This is a genomic window from Botrimarina sp. (genome assembly GCF_040219535.1).
Classification (GTDB): Bacteria; Planctomycetota; Planctomycetia; order Pirellulales; family Lacipirellulaceae; genus Botrimarina.
Map to the genome: position 1 here is coordinate 48,606 of NZ_JAVJSH010000031.1, position 18,058 is coordinate 66,663.

At 69.4% G+C, this 18,058-nt stretch carries 15 protein-coding genes; 8 read left to right on the forward strand and 7 right to left on the reverse strand.

What is annotated here, in order from left to right; translation table 11 throughout:
* Positions 1-4 precede the first annotated feature (4 nt).
* Positions 5-349 carry a histidine triad nucleotide-binding protein gene (locus RIC11_RS18080; RefSeq protein ID WP_350213672.1) on the reverse strand — a complete coding sequence of 115 codons (345 nt, stop codon included), beginning with the start codon at positions 347-349 and terminating at the stop codon, positions 5-7.
* Between the two features lie 277 nt (positions 350-626).
* Positions 627-1,121, reverse strand: a complete 495-nt coding sequence (locus RIC11_RS18085) for a hypothetical protein (protein ID WP_350213673.1) — start codon at positions 1,119-1,121, stop codon at positions 627-629.
* A gap of 151 nt (positions 1,122-1,272) precedes the next feature.
* Between RIC11_RS18085 and queG the strand changes: the two genes are divergently transcribed.
* Positions 1,273-2,391, forward strand: coding sequence for a tRNA epoxyqueuosine(34) reductase QueG (gene queG, locus RIC11_RS18090; RefSeq protein ID WP_350213674.1), 1,119 nt, complete (start codon positions 1,273-1,275; stop codon positions 2,389-2,391).
* Positions 2,392-2,521: 130 nt separating this feature from the next.
* Here the strand turns inward: queG and RIC11_RS18095 are convergent, their stop codons facing one another.
* Positions 2,522-3,199 (reverse strand): HAD family hydrolase, encoded by a 678-nt coding sequence (locus RIC11_RS18095; RefSeq protein WP_350213675.1) that lies wholly within the window; start codon positions 3,197-3,199, stop codon positions 2,522-2,524.
* A 105-nt stretch (positions 3,200-3,304) separates the two neighbouring features.
* Positions 3,305-3,799 carry a peptide chain release factor family protein gene (locus RIC11_RS18100; RefSeq protein ID WP_502879404.1) on the reverse strand — a complete coding sequence of 165 codons (495 nt, stop codon included), beginning with the start codon at positions 3,797-3,799 and terminating at the stop codon, positions 3,305-3,307.
* 112 nt (positions 3,800-3,911) lie between these two features.
* Here RIC11_RS18100 and RIC11_RS18105 point away from each other — a divergent pair, with 112 nt between their 5' ends.
* Together RIC11_RS18105 and RIC11_RS18110 are read left to right on the forward strand one after the other, a co-directional pair.
* Positions 3,912-5,459, forward strand: a complete 1,548-nt coding sequence (locus RIC11_RS18105; RefSeq protein WP_350213676.1) for a sulfatase — start codon at positions 3,912-3,914, stop codon at positions 5,457-5,459.
* 144 nt (positions 5,460-5,603) lie between these two features.
* On the forward strand, positions 5,604-8,546 hold the full coding sequence (locus RIC11_RS18110) for a family 78 glycoside hydrolase catalytic domain (RefSeq protein ID WP_350213677.1): 2,943 nt from the start codon (positions 5,604-5,606) through the stop codon (positions 8,544-8,546).
* A 42-nt stretch (positions 8,547-8,588) separates the two neighbouring features.
* Here the strand turns inward: RIC11_RS18110 and RIC11_RS18115 are convergent, their stop codons facing one another.
* Positions 8,589-10,502 carry a DUF7453 family protein gene (locus RIC11_RS18115; RefSeq protein WP_350213678.1) on the reverse strand — a complete coding sequence of 638 codons (1,914 nt, stop codon included), beginning with the start codon at positions 10,500-10,502 and terminating at the stop codon, positions 8,589-8,591.
* 471 nt (positions 10,503-10,973) lie between these two features.
* Between RIC11_RS18115 and RIC11_RS18120 the strand changes: the two genes are divergently transcribed.
* The 5 genes from RIC11_RS18120 (at position 10,974) to RIC11_RS18140 (ending at position 15,576) form a co-directional block, all read left to right on the forward strand.
* The gene (locus RIC11_RS18120) at positions 10,974-12,188 is read left to right on the forward strand and encodes a nickel pincer cofactor-dependent isomerase, group 22 (protein ID WP_350213679.1); all 1,215 of its coding nucleotides are present in this window, start codon (positions 10,974-10,976) and stop codon (positions 12,186-12,188) included.
* 151 nt (positions 12,189-12,339) lie between these two features.
* Positions 12,340-13,383: a DUF1559 family PulG-like putative transporter gene (locus tag RIC11_RS18125; protein WP_350213680.1), complete on the forward strand. Its 1,044-nt coding sequence runs from the start codon at positions 12,340-12,342 to the stop codon at positions 13,381-13,383.
* Positions 13,384-13,587: 204 nt separating this feature from the next.
* Positions 13,588-14,151, forward strand: coding sequence for a hypothetical protein (locus tag RIC11_RS18130; RefSeq protein ID WP_350213681.1), 564 nt, complete (start codon positions 13,588-13,590; stop codon positions 14,149-14,151).
* Positions 14,148-14,777, forward strand: a complete 630-nt coding sequence (locus tag RIC11_RS18135) for an RNA polymerase sigma factor (protein WP_350213682.1) — start codon at positions 14,148-14,150, stop codon at positions 14,775-14,777. Before RIC11_RS18130 ends, RIC11_RS18135 begins: the two co-directional genes overlap by 4 nt.
* Positions 14,764-15,576: a zf-HC2 domain-containing protein gene (locus RIC11_RS18140; RefSeq protein ID WP_350213683.1), complete on the forward strand. Its 813-nt coding sequence runs from the start codon at positions 14,764-14,766 to the stop codon at positions 15,574-15,576. The genes RIC11_RS18135 and RIC11_RS18140 overlap by 14 nt, the downstream gene beginning before the upstream one ends.
* A gap of 46 nt (positions 15,577-15,622) precedes the next feature.
* On the opposite strand, the gene RIC11_RS18145 is transcribed toward RIC11_RS18140, so the two are convergent.
* Together RIC11_RS18145 and RIC11_RS18150 are read right to left on the reverse strand one after the other, a co-directional pair.
* On the reverse strand, positions 15,623-16,867 hold the full coding sequence (locus tag RIC11_RS18145; RefSeq protein WP_350213684.1) for a hypothetical protein: 1,245 nt from the start codon (positions 16,865-16,867) through the stop codon (positions 15,623-15,625).
* Between the two features lie 268 nt (positions 16,868-17,135).
* The gene (locus RIC11_RS18150; protein WP_350213685.1) at positions 17,136-17,885 is read right to left on the reverse strand and encodes a PEP-CTERM sorting domain-containing protein; all 750 of its coding nucleotides are present in this window, start codon (positions 17,883-17,885) and stop codon (positions 17,136-17,138) included.
* Positions 17,886-18,058: the final 173 nt, after the last annotated feature.

An 18,058-nucleotide genomic window follows, 5' to 3' on the forward strand; every position in this document is an offset into this window, starting at 1 on the left:
GCCCTCAGCCCGGCGGCCACGTCATCGGCCGGCCCCCCAGCACGTGCAGGTGGAGGTGGTCGACCGATTGGCCGCCATCGTCCCCACAGTTGATGACCACCCGGTAGCCACCGGTGAGGCCTTGCTCGGCCGCGACGCGCTTGCATACCAGCAGCAAGTGGCCCGCCAGCGCCGGGTCGCCATCCTCCAGCGCGTCGATCGACTCGATCGGCTCCTTCGGCACGACCAGCAAGTGCGTCGGCGCCTGGGGCGCGATGTCGCGCACCGCGAGGCACCGGTCGTCTTCGTAAAGGATGTCGGCCGGGATCTCGCGCGCGGCGATTTTCGTGAACAGCGTCTCGCGCGCCATCGGCGTCTCCGGGGGTTCGGGCTGCGAAGCGGGCCAGTCGGATTGAAGGCTACCGCGGCGGCGCGCCCCTTCGCAACCAGTCCCCTCACGAGCACGGCCGCGCAACAAAAGCGGCGCCGCCGACCCTTCCGGTCGGCGGCGCCGCTCGAGGCAAACGCTTTGGCCCGCGTGGCCTGTCTTCAGTCGCGGCGGAAGTCCGCCGAGCTTGAACCGGATCGCAGCCGAACCGGAAGCGCGCGGCGAGGTCTTGGCGAAGCCAAGCCGAGGCCGCCCTGGATCACGTCGCCGTGCGGCCGAGGGTCGCGTAGGGGTTCACGATCGTCTTCGGGCCGACCGACCGAACCCGCACGCCCGACGGCAGCACCTGCTCCTCACCCGCCGCGGCCGCTTCACCGGTCGAGAGCGACTCGCCGGCCGAGACCGCGCGGTTGCGGACCTTCGCCTCGGACTCCGGCGCGGGCTCCGCGGCGGGGGCCGTCGAGCTGGGCACGTACGGGTTGATGATCTCGACCGGACCGCACGGAGCCCCCTCGACGTCCGGCGTGCGGGTGTCGGGCGTGTAAGCGAAGGGGCTGTAGCCGTAGGTCCGCGGCACGGGCACGCTGTAGTAGACCGGCGGGTGCGCGGCGAAGTACGGCACGCGGCGCTCGGTCGGGTAATCGAGCGAGCGGTACAGGTCGCCGATGCCGATGCCGGCGCCGGTCCACCAGTAGGCGTCGGCCGAGCCGGCGGCGCCGAGCGTGGCGACCGCCACGAGCAGGAGGGTACGCATAGGGGTGTTCTCTTGAGCTGAGGAGCCGGGGAAGCTGTGGGCAAGCTCACTTCACGCTAATCGCGACCCCGGCGGTCGCCAAACGGTTTGCCGCCGGCCGCGGGTTCTAGCGGTCGTGACGGTTATCCGCCGAAATACCCCCTCGCCGACCGTGACCGACGCCGAGCTCACCGACCGACTCCGCCGCCTGGCCGCCGAGCTGGGCTTCACCGCTGTCGGCGTGGCGCCGGCGGTTACCCCGCCCGGCGCGGCGCGGCTCGACGAGTGGCTCTCGGCCGGCTACGCGGGCGAGATGAGCTACTTGGCCGACCGCCGCGAGGCCTACGAGCACCCGCGGCACGTGCTGGAAGGGGCGCGGAGCGTGCTCATGCTCGCGCTCGACTACCAGACCGACCCGCCGCGACCCGCCCCGCCGGGCCACGGGCGAGTCGCCCGCTACGCGTGGGGCGACGCCGACTACCACGACCTGATCCGCCCCCGCCTGCACCGCTTGGCCGATTCCTTGCGCGAGTGGCGCCCCGGCGCGACCGCGCGGGGCGTGGTCGACACTGCGCCGCTGATGGAGCGAGATTTCGCCGTGATGGCCGGGTTGGGCTGGATCGGCAAGAACACGCTGCTGCTCTCCAAGTCGCGCGGCAGCTACTTCTTCCTCGCCGCGTTGGTTACCGATGCGCAGCTGGCCATCGACACGCCGCACGCGACCGACCACTGCGGCACGTGCACCGCGTGCCTCGACGCGTGCCCGACCGACGCGTTCCCCGCGCCGGGCGTGCTCGACGCGTCGCGCTGCATCAGCTACCTGACGATCGAGGCCCGCGCCCTGCCGCCCACCGAGCTGCGCGACGGCGTCGGCCAATGGCTCTTCGGCTGCGACGTGTGCCAAGAGGTCTGCCCGTGGAACCGCCACGCGAAGCGCTCCGGCGAGGCCGGGCTCGAGCCGCGCGCGGGGATGGACCCGGTCGACCTGGCGCCGCTGTTCGAGCTGGACGACGCCGCCTTCCGCGCACGGTTCCGGCACACGCCGCTATGGCGCGCGAAGCGTCGGGGACTGCTCCGCAACGCGGCGTTCGTGCTCGGCGCGACCGGGGCGCCACACGCAGAGCGGCCGCTGGGCATGGGGCTGCGCGATACCGAGCCGCTCGTCCGCTCGGCGTGCGCGTGGGCACTTGGCCGGATCGCCACGCCGGCCGCGCGGCGGCTGTTGCGGGAGCGGCTCGCCGTCGAGTCCGACGCCGCCACGCTCGCCGAACTGCACGCCGCGTGCGCTTGAGCCGCACTCGCTAGCGTCGGGCAAACGAAGCGCCGGCCGCCGCCCCGCGACCGCCCGAGGCTAGAGTTTTCGGCTCAACGGGCGCTACAGCCCGAAGCTAGCGCCTTCGGCTCAGACCGCGGGAACCGCACTAGTCGGCGAGCAAAGCGACGATCCGGTCCGCGTCCTCGAGCGTTTCCACGAGCACGTCGGGCTCGTGCAGCGCGAGCTCCTCGTAAGTCGGCTCGCCGGTCGCCACCGCGATGGCGATCGCGCCGATCGATCGCGCGCAGCGGATGTCGTTCGGTGTGTCGCCGATGACGACCAGCCGCTCGTCGCGTGCGAGCCGCCCGTGGCGGCGGCGGGCCGCGTCGGCCGCGGCCGCGGCGACGTCGTTCCGGTCGGGGTGCTCGTCGCCGAAGCCGCCGAAGCCGAAGCGGTCCCACAGCCCGTAGTGGCGGAGCTTCGCCTCGGCGGCCGCCGCCACGTTGCCCGTGAGCAGGCCGAGGTGGACGTCGCCCAGTTGCTCGAGCCGGTCGACCAGCTCCGCCACGCCGGGCAGCACGCGCCCCTGCCGCGAGCGCACGTGCCGCTCGATCCGCCGCACGTAGCCCTGCCGGAAGCGCTCCCAGTTGTCGCGCGTGTCCTCGATCCCGTGCGCAGCGAAAAGCCCCGCCGCGATCCCGCGGTCGCTGCAGCCGGAGAAAGGCACCTCGCCGGAGATCTCCGCCACGCCGAAGTCCTCGGCGAAGGTCTCGGCGAACGCGTACCGCCCTGCGTGGTCGGTGAGGACCAGCGTGCCATCCACATCGAAGAAGCAAGCTTTCACGAGAGGCTTGAGGCTTGAGGCTTGAGGCCGGAGGCCGGAGTGTACGACCTTTTCAGAGGGAGCCGGAGCCGAGGGCGTCAGCCCTCGGAGGGAACACAACTGCCGCTACTTCAGCCGTGCGAGCCCACGTTCCGTTCGGTGCTCGTTGAGGAGTTCTAGGGCGGCCGGCTCGAGCCGCAAGAGCTTAACTAGCTGGCTCCGCGATACGCCGAGCGTGTCGGCCGAGATGGCCTCGTCCCATCCGTCGGCGGCCAGGCGGTCGAGCGCTTCGGCCAACAGCGCCGGAAAATCGTCGTGCGCGGGGTTCACCGACACGCGGCCGCCGCTCGTGCGGCTCGACCACAGGTCGGTCGGTTCGCCGGAGGCCGGCGTGCGGACCTCCAGCGCCAGGCGGACCCGCAATCGGTGCGTGGCGACCAGGCGGTTCTGTTGCTGGCTCCGCCGCTCGCTCGCCTCGGCGGCCACGCCGCTCGGCCGGTGCGCGAGGGCGACGGCCGTCTCGACCTTGTTCCGGTGCTGGCCACCCGGCCCGCTGCGGCGCAGCCGCCGCTCGTCGCACTCGGCGAGCAGCTCCTCGGGCGGCAATCGGGCCGGGTGCATTGCAGCGGGCGGGGGGCGAGGCGCTCGGAAACGCGGGGCTGTTTCGCGCGGCGTTCGCGCCGGCTAACCTAGCGAGCCGCCCCTTTTCTCTCCGCCTGTCGTGGAAATCGCAATGGCTCTCCGCGTAGCTTTGGTCTTCGGCCTGCTCGCCGCCGCGTCGGCGCGAGCCGAGCGACCCAGCGTCGTGATCCTGCTAGCCGACGACCTCGGCTGGCGCGACCTGTCGGCCACCGGCAGCACGTTCTACCAAACGCCGCACATCGACCGCGTCTTCTCCGAGGGCGCCCGCTTCGAGAACGGCTACGCCAGTTGCCAGGTCTGCAGCCCGACCCGCGCCAGCCTGATGACCGGCAAGACGCCCGCTCGGCACGGGATCACCAACTGGATCGGCGCGCCGGCCGGCGACTCGCACCGCCGCAACACGGTCTGCATCTCGGCGGACTACCGTCGCGAGCTGCCCGCGGCCGACGTGACCCTCGCCGAGGCCCTGCGCGACGCCGGCTACCGCACGTTCTTCGCCGGCAAGTGGCACCTGGGGGGCGAGGGCTCGCTGCCGACCGACCACGGCTTCCAGATAAACAAAGGGGGCCACCACAAGGGCTCGCCGCCCGGCGGCTACTTCGCCCCCTACAAGAACCCGAAGCTCGCCGACGGCCCGGCCGGCGAGCACCTCCCCGCCCGCCTGGCGGAGGAGACCGCCGGCTTCATCCGCGACGCGGCCGGCGGGCCCTTCCTCGCCGTGTTGTCTTTTTACTCGGTCCACGGCCCGCTGCAGACCACCCGCGCGCGTTGGGACGCCAACCGCCGCGAGGCGCTCGCCGGCCCGCGCCCAAGCCACCGGTTCCACTTCGACCGCCGCATGCCGATGCGGATCGTGCAGGACCACCCGGTCTACGCGGGCATGGTCGAAGCGATGGACGACGCCGTCGGCCGCGTGCTCGCCGCACTCGAAGAAAACCATCTCTCCGAGAACACGATCGTCGTGTTCGCGTCGGACAACGGCGGCGTCGTCGCCGGCGACGGCCGCGCCACGAGCAACCTGCCGCTGCGCGGCGGCAAGGGCTGGCAGTGGGAGGGGGGCTTCCGCACGCCGCTGGCGATCCGATTCCCGAGCCGAATCCCCGGCGGCACGACCGTCGACGCGCCGGCCATCACCTGCGACTTCTACCCCACCGTGCTCGACCTCTGCGGCCTCCCACCCCGACCCGAACAGCACACGGACGGCCTGAGCCTCGTCCCCGCGATGCGCGGCGGCGAACTCCCCGCCCGGCCGCTCTTCTGGCACTACCCGCACTACGGCAACCAAGGGGGCGAGCCAAGCAGCGTCGTCCGCGATGGGGGCTGGAAGCTCATCCGCTACCACGAGGACGGCCGCCAAGAGCTCTACCACCTGGCCGCCGACCCGGGCGAACAAACCGACCTGGCCCAGAGCGAGCCCGAGCGGCTGGCGGGCCTCGCCCGCTTGCTAGACGATTGGCTCGCGGAGACCCACGCCGTGTTGCCCGGCAAGAATCCGAACTACGACGCCGCCGCCGCCGCGAAAGACCTCGAGCTGCTCCGCACCACCGGCATGCAGCGCGACGAACAACAGGCCGCCGCGATGCTCGAAGAAGACTGGCGCCCGAACCCAACCTGGTGGGGCTCTGAGCCCGCCGATTGACGCACGCGGCGGACCTTCTGTGTTCGTGCGCAGCTTCGCTGGCCGCCGATTCTGCTGCTTTCGCCCCTTGAGTCGATGGCCGCTCGAGGTTGAGTTAGGCTTCCTCTATCCCCTTCTCGCTGACTCCTCCGATCTGAGACCGTGATGCACCGACTCTTGCTGTTGTTGACCTGCGTGCTGGCGGCCTGCTCGGCCGCGACCCCGGCCAGCTCTGCCGAAGGCCTCGGCGTCCAGCGGCTCCGCTGCGAGTACCTCCGCGACCCGCTGGGCATCGACGAAACCCGCCCGCGGCTTAGCTGGATCGTCACGAGCGACAAGCGCAACCAGCGCCAGACCGCGTACCAGATCCAGGTCGCGTCGGGCATCGAAGCGCTCGCCGACGGGCGGCCCGACCGGTGGGACTCGGGCCGCATCGAGAGCGACCGCACCACGTTCGTCGAGTACGCGGGCAAGCCGCTCGCTTCGCGCGACCGCTGCTACTGGCGCGTGCGGTGCTGGGACGCCCAGGGCGTGCCGTCCGACTGGAGCGAGATCGCCCTGTGGACGATGGGGCTGCTCGAGGGGTCCGATTGGTCGGCCGAGTACGTGTCGTTCGCCGACGACAGCCCCGTGCACAAAGACAGCGAGTCCCTCTACTTGCCCGCCGCGCGGCAGTATCGAAAAGACTTCGAGGCCGCCAAGAAGGTCCGCCGCGCCACCGTGTACGCGACCGCGCTGGGCGTGTACGAGCTGCACCTCAACGGCCAGCGCATCGGCGACCGCTACTTCGCCCCCGGCTGGACCGACTACGACCGCCGCGCGTACTACCAGACGTACGACGTGACCGGCCTGGTCCAGCAGGGCGACAACGCCCTCGGCGCGTGGGTCGCCGACGGCTGGTACAGCGGCTACGTGGGCTTCGGCTTGCTGGTCGGCATCGGGACCGAGTCGATCGGCCGCTACACGTACGGCAAGACGCCCGCCGTGTTGGCGCAGCTCGAGATCGAGTACGACGACGGCTCGCGCGACACGATCTCGACCGATGCGTCGTGGAAAGTGACCGGCGAGGGGCCGATCCGCGAGGCCGACCTCCTGATGGGCGAGGCCTACGACGCCCGGCGCGAACTCGACGGCTGGGCCAGCCCGGGCTACGACGACAGCCGCTGGGACCCGGCCGTGCTCGCCAAGGACCAGCCGCGCGTGACCGCGCAGTTCGTCGAGTACCGCGACCCCGAGCAGCCCGGCCAAGCCCCGCAGAAGCACTCCCGCCCGATCGACCTCGGCTTCCAGCGGCCGCGGCTGGAGGCCTTCCCGGGCGAGAAGGTCGTCGTCACCCAGGAGCTGCCCACGCAGAGCGTCACCCGACAGGGCGAGGGGACCTACCTGTTCGACCTCGGCCAGAACTTCGCCGGCGTGATCCGCTTGAAGGTGAAGGGGCCGGTCGGGCAGCGTGTGAAGATCCGCTACGGCGAGATGCTCCACCCCGACGGCCGCCTGATGACCGAGAACCTCCGCACCGCCCGCGCGACCGACTTCTACACGCTGCGGGGCGACCCCGACGGCGAGACCTACCAGCCGCGGTTCACGTTCCACGGCTTCCAGTACGTGGAGCTTTCGAACTTCCCCGGCGAGCCGACCAAGGAAACCGTGACCGGCCTCGCGCTGCACAGCGACACGCCGCTGGTGAGCGAGCTGGAGTGCTCCGACCCGATGGTCAACCGCCTAATCGAGAACATCCGCTGGACACAGCGGGCCAACTTCCTCGACCTGCCGACCGACTGCCCGCAACGCGACGAGCGCCTCGGCTGGACCGGCGACGCCCAAGCCTACGTGGCCGCGGCCGCGTACAACGCCGACATCGGCGCGTTCTACACGAAGTGGCTCCGCGAGCTGATGGAGTCGCAACGCCCCGGCGGCCAGTTCCCCGGCTACGCGCCCTACCCGTTCCAGCACGAGTGGAGCTTCGGCACGGCCTGGGCCGACGCGGGCGTGATCTGCCCGTGGACAATCTGGCAGGCGTACGGCGACACGCGCGTCATCGACCACTGCTGGCCCGGCATGGTGCGGTTCATGGAGTTCCACCAGCGCACCACCAAGGACGGCCTCGGGATCGCCCACGGCAACTCGTGGGGCGACTGGCTCGCCCAAGAGGACCAGCCGCCGCTGGAGTACATCGACACGGTCTACAAGGCGATCAGCGCACAGAAGATGATCGAGATGGCCGAAGCCACCGGCCGCGACGCCGCCGCCGACCGCTACCGCGCGTACCTCGACCGGCTCAAGCGGGCGTTCGCCGACAAGTACTTCGACGACGACGGCGCTCTCAAGCTCACCATGCAGACCGCCTACGCGCTCGCGTTGCAAGCCGACCTCGTTCCGGACGAGCTCCGCGAGCGCGCCGGCGCGGACCTGGCCGCGCGGATCAAGGCCAACGGCGCGCGGATGGCGACCGGCTTCCTCGGCACGCGCCCGCTGCTGCCCACGCTGACCGCGACCGGGCAGAACGACCTGGCCGTGTTCCTCCTGCAGAGCCACGAGTTCCCGTCGTGGGGCTACGAGATCGACCAAGGCGCGACCACCATCTGGGAGCGGTGGGACAGCTACACGCGCGACGACGGCTTCGGGCGCCACAACGCGGCGATGAACTCGTTCGCGCACTACGCGTTCGGCGCGGTCGCCGAGTGGGTCTTCGCCGACCTGGCCGGCATCCGCGCGGACGGCGTCGGCTACGGCCGCGTCACGATCAGGCCGATGCCCCCCACGCCCGGCAGCAACGGCGACCACGAGCCGATCGACTGGGTCCGCGCGCGGTACGAGTCGATCCGCGGCCCGATCCGCAGCGAGTGGCGCGTCGACGGCGACCGCTTCGAGCTGACCGCCGAGGTCCCCGCGAACACGACCGCGACCGTGCACGTGCCGGCCGACTCGGCCGAGTCGGTCACCCTCGACGGCGCCCCCCTCGGCGAGACCCCCGGCGCCGAGCTAACGGGCTACGAAGCGGGCCGCGCGGTGGTGAGAGTCGGCTCGGGCGTGTGGAGCTTCGCCTCGCGCCACGGGATGGGGACCGCCGAGGAGGCGATCACGGCGACCGCCGAGGGCGGCGAGTGAGGGGCGGACTTGCGGCTTGCTATCCGTCGGCGCCGGAGACTGCTATGCGCAATCGAGGTTACGCGGACTTCGCGGTCGAGAAACCTGCCGAGGTGAGCGACGCCGCTGCCGGTTTCGGGCGACCGGAAGTCGCCGAGGTGAGCTGCGTGGCGGGCAGACGCCTCGATTGAGCACCGCCGCTGTGCCGATCAAAACGAGGGCCGCTGCTGCGCCGGCCGGCTCTGGTACAGGATAGAGCGATCCGCTTCCCAGTGCGTCTCTCCAAATCGTGTAGTCGGCCGCGTCGACAATCCCATCGGCGTTGCCATCGGCCAGGACTCTGTCTCCCGACGTACCGAACGCAGTCTGCCATGCCCAGTAGTCCGACGCGTCGACTACCTCATCACGATTGTAGTCTCCCGATTTCGGCATAGGGGAATAAAGCATTAGCCCACGCGAGCCATCGGCGAAGTCCGCCATAAAGACGACCTCCCCGTCACTGTTAAATGCCGAGGATTCACCACTCGAATTGCCGCTATTGCCGAGAAACCAAATGGTGTCGACCGTTCTAATGTCGCCCGGAGCTACTTCGATTGTTTCGCCGGTACGTGTGATGAGATCGGTTGCCGTGTCGGGCGAGCCTGTCGCAATAAACGACACTATTGTTTCCCTCCCAGACAATCCCGAAAACGCCACGTAGCCGTTCTCGTTGAGCGCTAAATTGCGGACGCGAATAGGCGGAGCACCGTAATTAGTCCCGAGCAAGTCGGCATAGTCTTGGATTACCGATCGCAACTCTCCGCCGTCGCTGAAGAACACATTGTCCGGAACCGGCGTACTGCCGAGCTCGATCCTACCGGCGAATGCGACGTGTCCGTTCTCGTTCATCAGGGGGCGGAAGAAGAAACCTGTCCCGTCGGGCTGAAATGTCTGGCCGGGCTGCCCGGGGACGGCGGTCCCTGATTGAACGACTACTTCCACTGCGTCGCTGGCGGCGAGGGCAATAGCCTGGCCTTTGGGGGGAGCTGTGTCGCCCCCCTGAAGGTGTGTTGGAAAAGCAACCATGCCCTCAGAGTTAGTTGGAATCGGAAGTGATCGACCAACTATTCCGATGCGAGCATCGTCTTGACGGCCAGCTAATGGGCTGCCGAATTGAGCGAGAACGCGTTGGTCACCGAGGTGAGGCTCGATAAATATCGCGGGCCGTGTAGAGTCGTTAGGCCCGTTTATATCTGCGGTGTAGACCAAGTCCCCTTGGTGATTTAGGCGTGGGTTGTAGAAACGGACATAGCTGGCGTCCGCCATCGATGGCACGACGTCCCCACTCGACGGCCCGGCGATCGTTTCACCAGCACTAAACCTAACGATTCCATCGACGCCAAAGTCACCGAGGTCGGATCCCTCGTAGTTCGCGACAAAAGCGACATCCCCCGCATCGTTCAGCGAGAACGTACTGATGGGTTCGGCTCGCGATGCCCCTACCGGCGCTCCTTGGGGGAGTCTGCCCGGCGTCAGAATTGGGTGGACTCCGCTGGGGTCGGCGGTCCAAACGCCGATGCTGGGCGTTCCGAATGACCCTGTCCTGGCGATCGCGGAGAACACCAATTGCCCAGACGCGTTGATGACAATACTGCTAGTAAAGAAAGACGTTGAAAAAGAACTGAAGCGAACCCCCGCATCGAGGCCGGCTGCTTGATCCCCCACGAGAGCGACAGGTGCCAACTCGCCGCCGCGTAAGGCCCAAAGTCCGTCATTTGCCAAGAAGGCTATCTCTCCCGCATCGTTGATCACGGGCGACTGGAGATCAGCGAACCGATGTGCCGGTGGCGCATCTAGCCCACCGCCGGTGAGGGCGACGGTCCGAAGCTGCCCAGCCTTGGCTTGCGTCAGACAGGCTGCGAAGAGGACGAACGCTACTATCTTGCGTACGTGGACCTGAAGCACGGGCGTCGCCTTGTTCTGAGTGATACTAATCACCACAGTCGGTAGGATGGGTGGCTCTGTCGGCGTCTCGCTGGTTTCTCTGCCGACCTTGGCGCCAACAGGTTCACCCATCGATCGCTTTGACGAGGTCGACCCGCTTCACGACACGACCAAGTCTTCGACTCGCCGCGCGCCGGGGATCAACCCGGCACAGAGGTCGGCGTAGAGGTCCTTCAGGTGCTCCTTGAGGTCCTCCACGCTGTCGCCCTGGGTTTAGTAATCGGGGTAGTCCTGGAGATAGCCGACCCACGATCCGCCTTCTTCCCAGACGACGACTTTGACGACTTGCATGCTTCTTCTCCCGACAGTCGCTAGGCTCCGCTGCCAAACATTGTAGCCCGCACTGCCACTGCCAGCCAAACCACCCGCCCCGGCTTGGCCCCACGGGCGTCCTTGGCGCTCTTGGCGTCTTGGCGGTTAATCTAGAGAAGTCCCCACCCAGCCGCCGCCCCCCGAGCCCGCGCGATGAAGTTCTACAAGGTCCGCCAGAAACTGGTCTCCTCGCCGATCACCGACGTCACGGCCGAGGTGCGCCGCCGGCTCGACGCGATCGGCCCGCCGCCGCAGGGGCCCGTGGCGGTCACGGTCGGCTCGCGGGGGATCAGCAACCTGGTCGAGATCACCCGAGCGTGCGGCGACTGGCTCCGCGACCACGGCGCCGAGCCGTTCGTGGTCCCCAGCATGGGCTCGCACAACGGCGCCACGGCCGAGGGCCAGCGAGAGATGGTCGAGTCGCTCGGCTGCACCGAGCAGGCGACCGGCATGCCGATCCGCTCCAGCATGGAGTGCGTCAAAGTCGGCGAGGTCCCCACCGGCCACGTGTGGATGGACCGGCACTGCTACGAGTCGGCCGGCGTGCTGGTCGTGAACCGGGTGAAGCTGCACACCTGCTTCGCCGGGCCGGTGCAGAGCGGCCTGACGAAGATGATGGTCGTCGGCATGGGCAAGATCCGCTCCGCCGAGACCTTCCACTCCACGCCCACCCCGCAGATGAAGGACATGCTGCTCCAGATGGGCAAGCTGCTGGTCGACAGCGGCAAGGTCTGGGCCGGCCTGGCGATCCTCGAAGACGGCTACGACCGCACCGCCGAGCTGCACGCGATCCCCGCGGCCGAGATCCTCCAGAAGGAGCCCCGGCTGCTCGAGAAGCACCGGGAGTACTTCCCCACGCTGCCGATGGACGCGGTCAACGTGCTCATCGTGAACCAGATCGGCAAGACCTTCAGCGGCACCGGCATGGACCCGAACGTGGTCGGCCGCCGCGGCACGAGCGTCGAGGACGTCGAGAAGCCGCAGGTGAACGTCATCGCGTGCCTCGAGCTGGTGGCCGCGTCGAAGGGCAACGCGATCGGCGTGGGCCTGGCCGACTTCATCACGCGCCGGCTGCGTGACGCGATCGACGAGCACAAGACGTTCGTCAACGTCTACACGACCGGCGACATGCAACGCGGCAAGATCCCCGCCACCCTCGCCGACGACGCCGACGTGTTCGAGAAGATACGCACGCGCTACGGCGACTCGCGCTGGGCCGTGATCCCCAACACGCTGCACCTAGACCAGATGTGGGTCACCGAGGAGCTGGCCGAAGAGCTCCGCGGCCACGAGCGCTGCGAGGTCGAGGGAAACGGGGTCGAGCTCGCATTCAGCAACGGCCGGCACAACCTGGCGTTCGAACCGTAGGCGAACGGCGGGCGTCAGCCGCTCTCACCGCCACGAGCCACGAAACACCAGCCACGAGCCACGAGCGCCCAAAACACGTCGATCCGGCATCTCTAGGAGCGTGCGGCCTCATCCACCTAGCGGCAGCCTCCTCCTCCAGCCCGATCGCCCCATGCGTACGCCCGCGCGCGGCTTCACCCTGGTCGAGCTGCTGGTGGTCGTGGCGATCATCGGCGTGCTCGTGGCGCTGCTGTTGCCGGCGGTGCAAGCGGCCCGCGAGGCGGCCCGCCGGGTGCAGTGCGTCAACCAGCTGAAGCAGATCGTGCTGGCGATGCACAACCACGCCGGCACGCACGGCGTGTTCCCGACCGGCGGCATCGAGCCCTGGCCGCGGATCGAGGACTACCAAGAGGGCGGCCGCGCGTACTCGGTCGACCGCCAGGGCCTCGGCTGGGCGTTCCAGATCCTGCCGTACCTGGAGGAGGGCGCGGTGCACGGCCTGGCGACGACCGCGCAGCTCACGGCCACGCCGGTCGCCATGTACTTCTGCCCGTCGCGCCGCGCGCCGGCCCAGTGGACCCTCACCAACACCGACGACGCGCGGTGGCTGATCGACTACGCCGGCGTGACGCCGTTGCCGTCGCGGTCGCAACTGCCCAGCAGCAACCCCGGCCTGGCCGACCAGTACTTCAACAACGCCGCGCCGGCGGGCTGCATCAGGGAGATGATCTGGCACCAGGTCGGCGACTTCGAGCCACGCGACATCCCCGCCGGCCGCCGCGACGACCCGTTCTACAACTACTGGGGCGTGCTCGTGCGGGGCACGTTCTTCCGCGGCGGCGGCGCCGAGTACCGCACCAACTACGGCCGTCCGGTCGGGTTCGAGCGGATCACCGACGGCTCGAGCCGCACGGCCGTCGTGTTCGAGAAGTGGGTCAACCCGACGACCTACGACAGCGGCTCGCGCCCGGCGGACGACTACGGCTGGTCCGACGGCTGGGACTGGGACGCGCTGCGCCTGACGATCTGCCGCCCGTTGCAAGACACCGACGCCGGCGCCGTCGCCAACCCGAGCGGCCTGCCGGTGGTCTCCGCCGGCTCGGCCCACCCGGGCGTGATGAACGCCGCGCTGGCCGACGGCGCCGTGCAGACGCTCGCCCTAGACATCGACATCGAGACCCTCAACCGCTTGGGCCACCGCTCCGACGGCGAGTGACCCACCCGCTCGCACAACGAGCGCCCGGCGCTTGCGAACCGGACCCCCGTGCCTGCGGCGTGGTTGCCGTGCCTCGGAGTGGTCGATCCAACCCTCCGCCGCAAGGCAGGGCGAGCCCGGCCCCGAATCGGTTGACGGGCGCGCAGCGGCGGGGCTAACCTGCTCCGCTACCCGCCCCCCGACGGCAAACGCCTCTGTTCTGCTTTGCTCTCCCTCGAAGTCCGACACCGCCGGCGCGCCACAGCGGCCAGGCGCCGCTACGCGGCCGCCGTCGTCGCATTGGCTGTTCCATGGGCGGCCGAGCACTCGCTAGCGAGCGCTCAAGAGATCGTTCAAGCACAGCCAAGCGACCCCGCCGACGCCGGCTCCCTTGAGAGGCTCGCGCCGCGCGAGGTGGTCGTCCGGCAGATGGAGCACCTGCAAGCCTGGCGGTCCGACCCCGAGGCCGCCGCTGGGGTTTTCGCGCTCGCTTCGCCGCTCAACCGCGCGGCGACAGGACCCTTGCCGCGGTTCAAGCAGCTCGTCGAGTCGCCCGGCTACGCGTGCCTGATCGACAACCGCGGCTGGATCGCCGGCGCGGCGGAGGTCGACGGCGACGTGGCGGCCGTGCTGGTGTCGCTCGTGGCCGACGACGGCCGGCTGCGGCTCTTCCGCTTCTACCTGTCGCGGACCGACGCCGACGGGCGGACCCGCTGGGCGACCGACGCCGTCGTCGAGGCGCCGCCGCTGCCGCCCGGCGCGGCGCCGGCGGGGCGGGCCGAGCCATGACCGACCACGGGGGCCCGCCGCCGACCCAAGCCGCGCCGCAGCAGAGCGCGGCCGCCACCGACGCGGCGCTCGCGGCCCGGCTCCGCGGGCGCGACACCGCCGCGTTGGAGGAGCTGTACGACCTGTACGCGGCAGATGTCTACACCGTAGCCAAGCGGGTCGCGACCTCCGACGCCGACGCCGAGGCGGTCGTCAGCGACGTTTTCTACGAAATCTGGACTCGCCCCGACCGATTCGACCCGTCTAGAGGCAGCGCACGCACGTACCTCGTGATGTTGGCCCGCAGCCGAGCGATCGACCGGATCCGCAAAGCCCGGGTCCGCACCGACCACACCGCCGCGGCGGCCGAGCAGGGCGCCACCGGCGGGCGGAGCCAACCACAGCCCGACGGCGAGGTCGTGCGGCAAGAGGAAGCCGGGCGCGTCGGCGCGGCGCTGGACGACCTGTCGCCGGAGCAAGCCGAGCCGATCCGCCTGGCGTTCTTCGACGGCCTCACCCACGAGCAAATCGCCGAAAAGCTCAACGAGCCGCTCGGCACCATCAAATCCCGTATCCGCGCCGGGATGCGAAAGCTCCGGGACAAACTGGCGGCGCGATCCACAGGGGGGCAGCGTGGACCACACTGAGGCTCACGAACTGCTGCCTCTCTACGCGATCGACGCGTTGAGCGAGCCGCAGCGCCGCGCGGTCGAGGCCCACCTCGACAGCCCCTGCCAAGCGTGCCGGAGCGAGCTGGCCTCCTACCGCGATGCGGCCGCCGAGCTCGCGTTGTCGGGCCAGCGGCTCACGCCCCCCGAGTCGCTCAAGGCCGAGGTGCTCGGCCGCATCCGCGCGTCGGCCGACGCCCCCGCCGCGACCCCCGCGCCCCCCGCGTCCCGGACCGGCCGCGCGCAGGCGGCGTTGTGGCGGGGGGCCGTCGCCGCGGCGATCGCGGCGGCCTTGCTGTTCGGGTCGACGTTGCTGCTGCGTGACGGCGCGAGGGACGCCCCGTCGCCGGCTGGCCAACCGCTGGCGAACCGGCCCCCCACGGCGCCGCCCGGCGGCGAGTCGCTCGCCGAGCGGGTGGCCGAGATCGAGGGCCGACTCGGCGGCGGCGCTTTGCGGCCGGTCGGCAGCTTGGCCGACAATCGCGGCTCGTCGGCCGGCTTCCTGCTCTACGACGAGCTCGCCGGCGAGCTGCACCTGTGGCTCGAGGTCGACCCGCAAGGGCCCCGCCCCAACCGGGTCCGCTTGCTCGGCCCGGCCGACGAGGTGATCGCTCAGGCCCCTCTGACGATCGGCGAAGGTTTCGCCGGCGCGGTGCTGCCGCTCGAGGAGCCGCCTAGCGGCGGCCAAGTGGTGCTCGGCCGACAGGCGCCCAGCGAAGGGCCCGACGCGCCGTTCGAAGAGCTCCGCCGGCTGCCGATCGCCGCGCCGGAGCTGTGAAGCGCTACCGCCCGCTGCCGCTTGCGAGCGGGAGTCGCCTCCCGGCTCAGCGCCGCCGCAGCACCAGCGGCGTCAGGCAGCCGAGCAGCAACAGCGTGCCCGGTTCGGGGATGCTCAGCGCCGACTGGGTGAAGCCGACTTGGCCACCGCCGACGAACGTTAGGCCGGTCGGGAACCCCAGCGGGTCGGTCGGGTCGATCCCCGCTTCCGGCTCGATGCCAGTGACGCGGAACGACCGGGCGCCGTCGCCCTGCCCGTCGGCGGCCACGAAGCTAAACGACATCGCGCCCGGCTCGCTCACGATGATCTGGAACACCTGGCCGAACGCGTCGTGTTCCGGGTCCGTCACTTCGAGCTCGTAGGCGCTGTCGAGGAAGCCCTCGGGCAGGTAGAGCTCGGCGAACTCGGTCCCCGGCTCGGCCACGTACTCGTAGCCGACCGCGACGACCGGGTCGTACCACCGCGGCGCGTCGCCGGCGGCCGGCGCGTCGGGGTCGCTGAAGGTGAAGCTCTCGCCGTCGGTGCTCGTCGGGAACACGAACTCGGCGAACGCGCCCACGTGCTCCACGGTGATCGAGATCGGCGCCGCGCCGAGCGTCAGGTCCCACTGGAACGCGTGGGTCGCGTCGGCCGGGCCGAACGCGTTGTTGTTGAGCAGCTCGTCTTGCGTGTCGTCCTCGAGGTCGTTGAGGATCTCGGGGTAGCTGCGGATGTCGAACAGGTTCGGGTTCGGCCCCGAAGCGACGCGCGTGGTCACCGAGCTGCCGACGAAGCTGGTCTGGCGGATCGTGTTGGCCGACACGAGCTGCGCCAGGTCGCCCGAGGGGGAGTTGTCGATGTCCAGGTCGGTGTACGACCACAGCGACACGCCGATCGTGCTGGTCGAGAAGTTCGTCAGCGTGATCGTCGCGCTGAGCGTCGCGCCGGTCCCGCCCGGCCCGGTCTCGGTGAGGTCGTAGAGGATGTCGGCGCCGAACGGGTCGGACCCCGGGTCGCCGAGGCTCAGGTAGATCTTGTCGGCCGCGGGGCTGCCGGTCGCGGGGTCGGTGTTGCTCACGGAATTGAAGGTGAGCGCCTCGATGGGGTACTCCTGCAGGTCGTTGAAGTCGCCCGGCTGATCGGTGCGGAAGAAGAACGACTGCTGGAACAGGTGCGAGAGGAACACCTCGCCCTCGGAGTACCAGCTGTCCAGGCCGAAGCCCTCGCTGTAGCCGATGGTGAACAGGCCGTCGGTGGCGGTGTTCTGCGCGTCGGCGGAGCCCAAAGGCAGCAAGAATAAGAGCGCGACCACTGCCCCAATCCGGGGAGCGGACGACGTTGGGCGGCTCATGAGGTCGATCCTGGGAGAGTGAGACAAGGCGTGCCGCGCGGAAGCCGCCGCGCGGCGACGTCACAATGTGGCCGGCCGCACCCCTTGTCAAGTTCCTAAATCCCCCAATGCGTCGTGCGATCGGCCTTTCGTTCCGCGCACAGAGAGCCCCCGCGGCGTCGGCCCGGGCAGCGCCCCGCGACCGATCTGGCGCACAACTCCCCGGGCGACCGGGCCCGCCTCACGCTGCTCACCACCCCCACCGGCGGCGCCGGATCGCCCCGGCGGCGAACGCCATCGCGAAGAGCGCGCCGGTGGCGGGCTCGGGAACAGGCCGGGCGATCGCGACGCCACGTTCGCCGTTCAAAAGCCAGTAATTGAACGCGATCTCTCCTTTGCTGTTTAATCCTCCATAAGCGAACTGAAAGCCGTGGAGTTCGGCCCCGAATAGGGATTGGCCCGCCGACAGAACCACATCCATTTCGTCGCCCTTGCGTCTGTAGAGGCCATCGATGCGATCCTCTGAACCAAGCCGACTGGCCTGGAACACAATCTCAGACTGGTCGTTGATGTCGATTTCATAGAGCAAACTGAACCGTGGCTCGGACGTCGCCGCAATGAGCGTGGATCCGCTTTCTGTACTCAGGAGAAATCCCGAGGGCCAGTAGCCCCCTCCGATGCCGAGGATGACTTCGCCGAGGCTATTGGCAGCCTCCGTCACGTAAATGTTGCTGCTGCTGTACCCCAGTAGGTCAACCCCGCGCGACCTAGCATCGGTCCCTGTCTTGCCGACTTCCCATTGTCGAAGCTGATTGTCGTAGCGCGTATAGTAAATGCTGCCATCCGCTGCCATGCGCGCGTAAGGGCGAGTATTTTGGGAAGTATTGAAGAGCACGGGTGGGCCGACCTGGGCATACGCTCCATCGCCTGGAACGAAGATGCCATCACTTTCGCCCGGAGACCTTCCGACGAACGAAACCCGGTCGTCGCTGGCCAACATCGGCGCAGGTCGATCGTCTATCCCACGCGAGAACGTACTTGTTTACCGCCCTCGCGCTATTGCGCCCTTGTTTGAGTGGGTCTAGCTTGGGTGCATGGACGCCCGCGGACCCGAGACGGACTGCCCGAACTGCAAGCGGCTCGAGCGAGAGGTCGCGGAGCTTCGTGAGGAAG

Bases quoted from the DNA above. Each gene is read 5' to 3' on its own strand.
- RIC11_RS18135 (WP_350213682.1), top strand. From the start codon at position 14,148: ATGACCGACCACGGGGGCCCGCCGCCGACCCAAGCCGCGCCGCAGCAG.
- RIC11_RS18100 (WP_502879404.1), bottom strand. From the start codon at position 3,799: ATGCACCCGGCCCGATTGCCGCCCGAGGAGCTGCTCGCCGAGTGCGAC.
- RIC11_RS18105 (WP_350213676.1), top strand. From the start codon at position 3,912: ATGGCTCTCCGCGTAGCTTTGGTCTTCGGCCTGCTCGCCGCCGCGTCG.
- RIC11_RS18080 (WP_350213672.1), bottom strand. From the start codon at position 349: ATGGCGCGCGAGACGCTGTTCACGAAAATCGCCGCGCGCGAGATCCCG.
- RIC11_RS18150 (WP_350213685.1), bottom strand. From the start codon at position 17,885: ATGTTGGCCAGCGACGACCGGGTTTCGTTCGTCGGAAGGTCTCCGGGC.
- RIC11_RS18110 (WP_350213677.1), top strand. From the start codon at position 5,604: ATGCACCGACTCTTGCTGTTGTTGACCTGCGTGCTGGCGGCCTGCTCG.
- RIC11_RS18125 (WP_350213680.1), top strand. From the start codon at position 12,340: ATGCGTACGCCCGCGCGCGGCTTCACCCTGGTCGAGCTGCTGGTGGTC.
- RIC11_RS18120 (WP_350213679.1), top strand. From the start codon at position 10,974: ATGAAGTTCTACAAGGTCCGCCAGAAACTGGTCTCCTCGCCGATCACC.
- RIC11_RS18085 (WP_350213673.1), bottom strand. From the start codon at position 1,121: ATGCGTACCCTCCTGCTCGTGGCGGTCGCCACGCTCGGCGCCGCCGGC.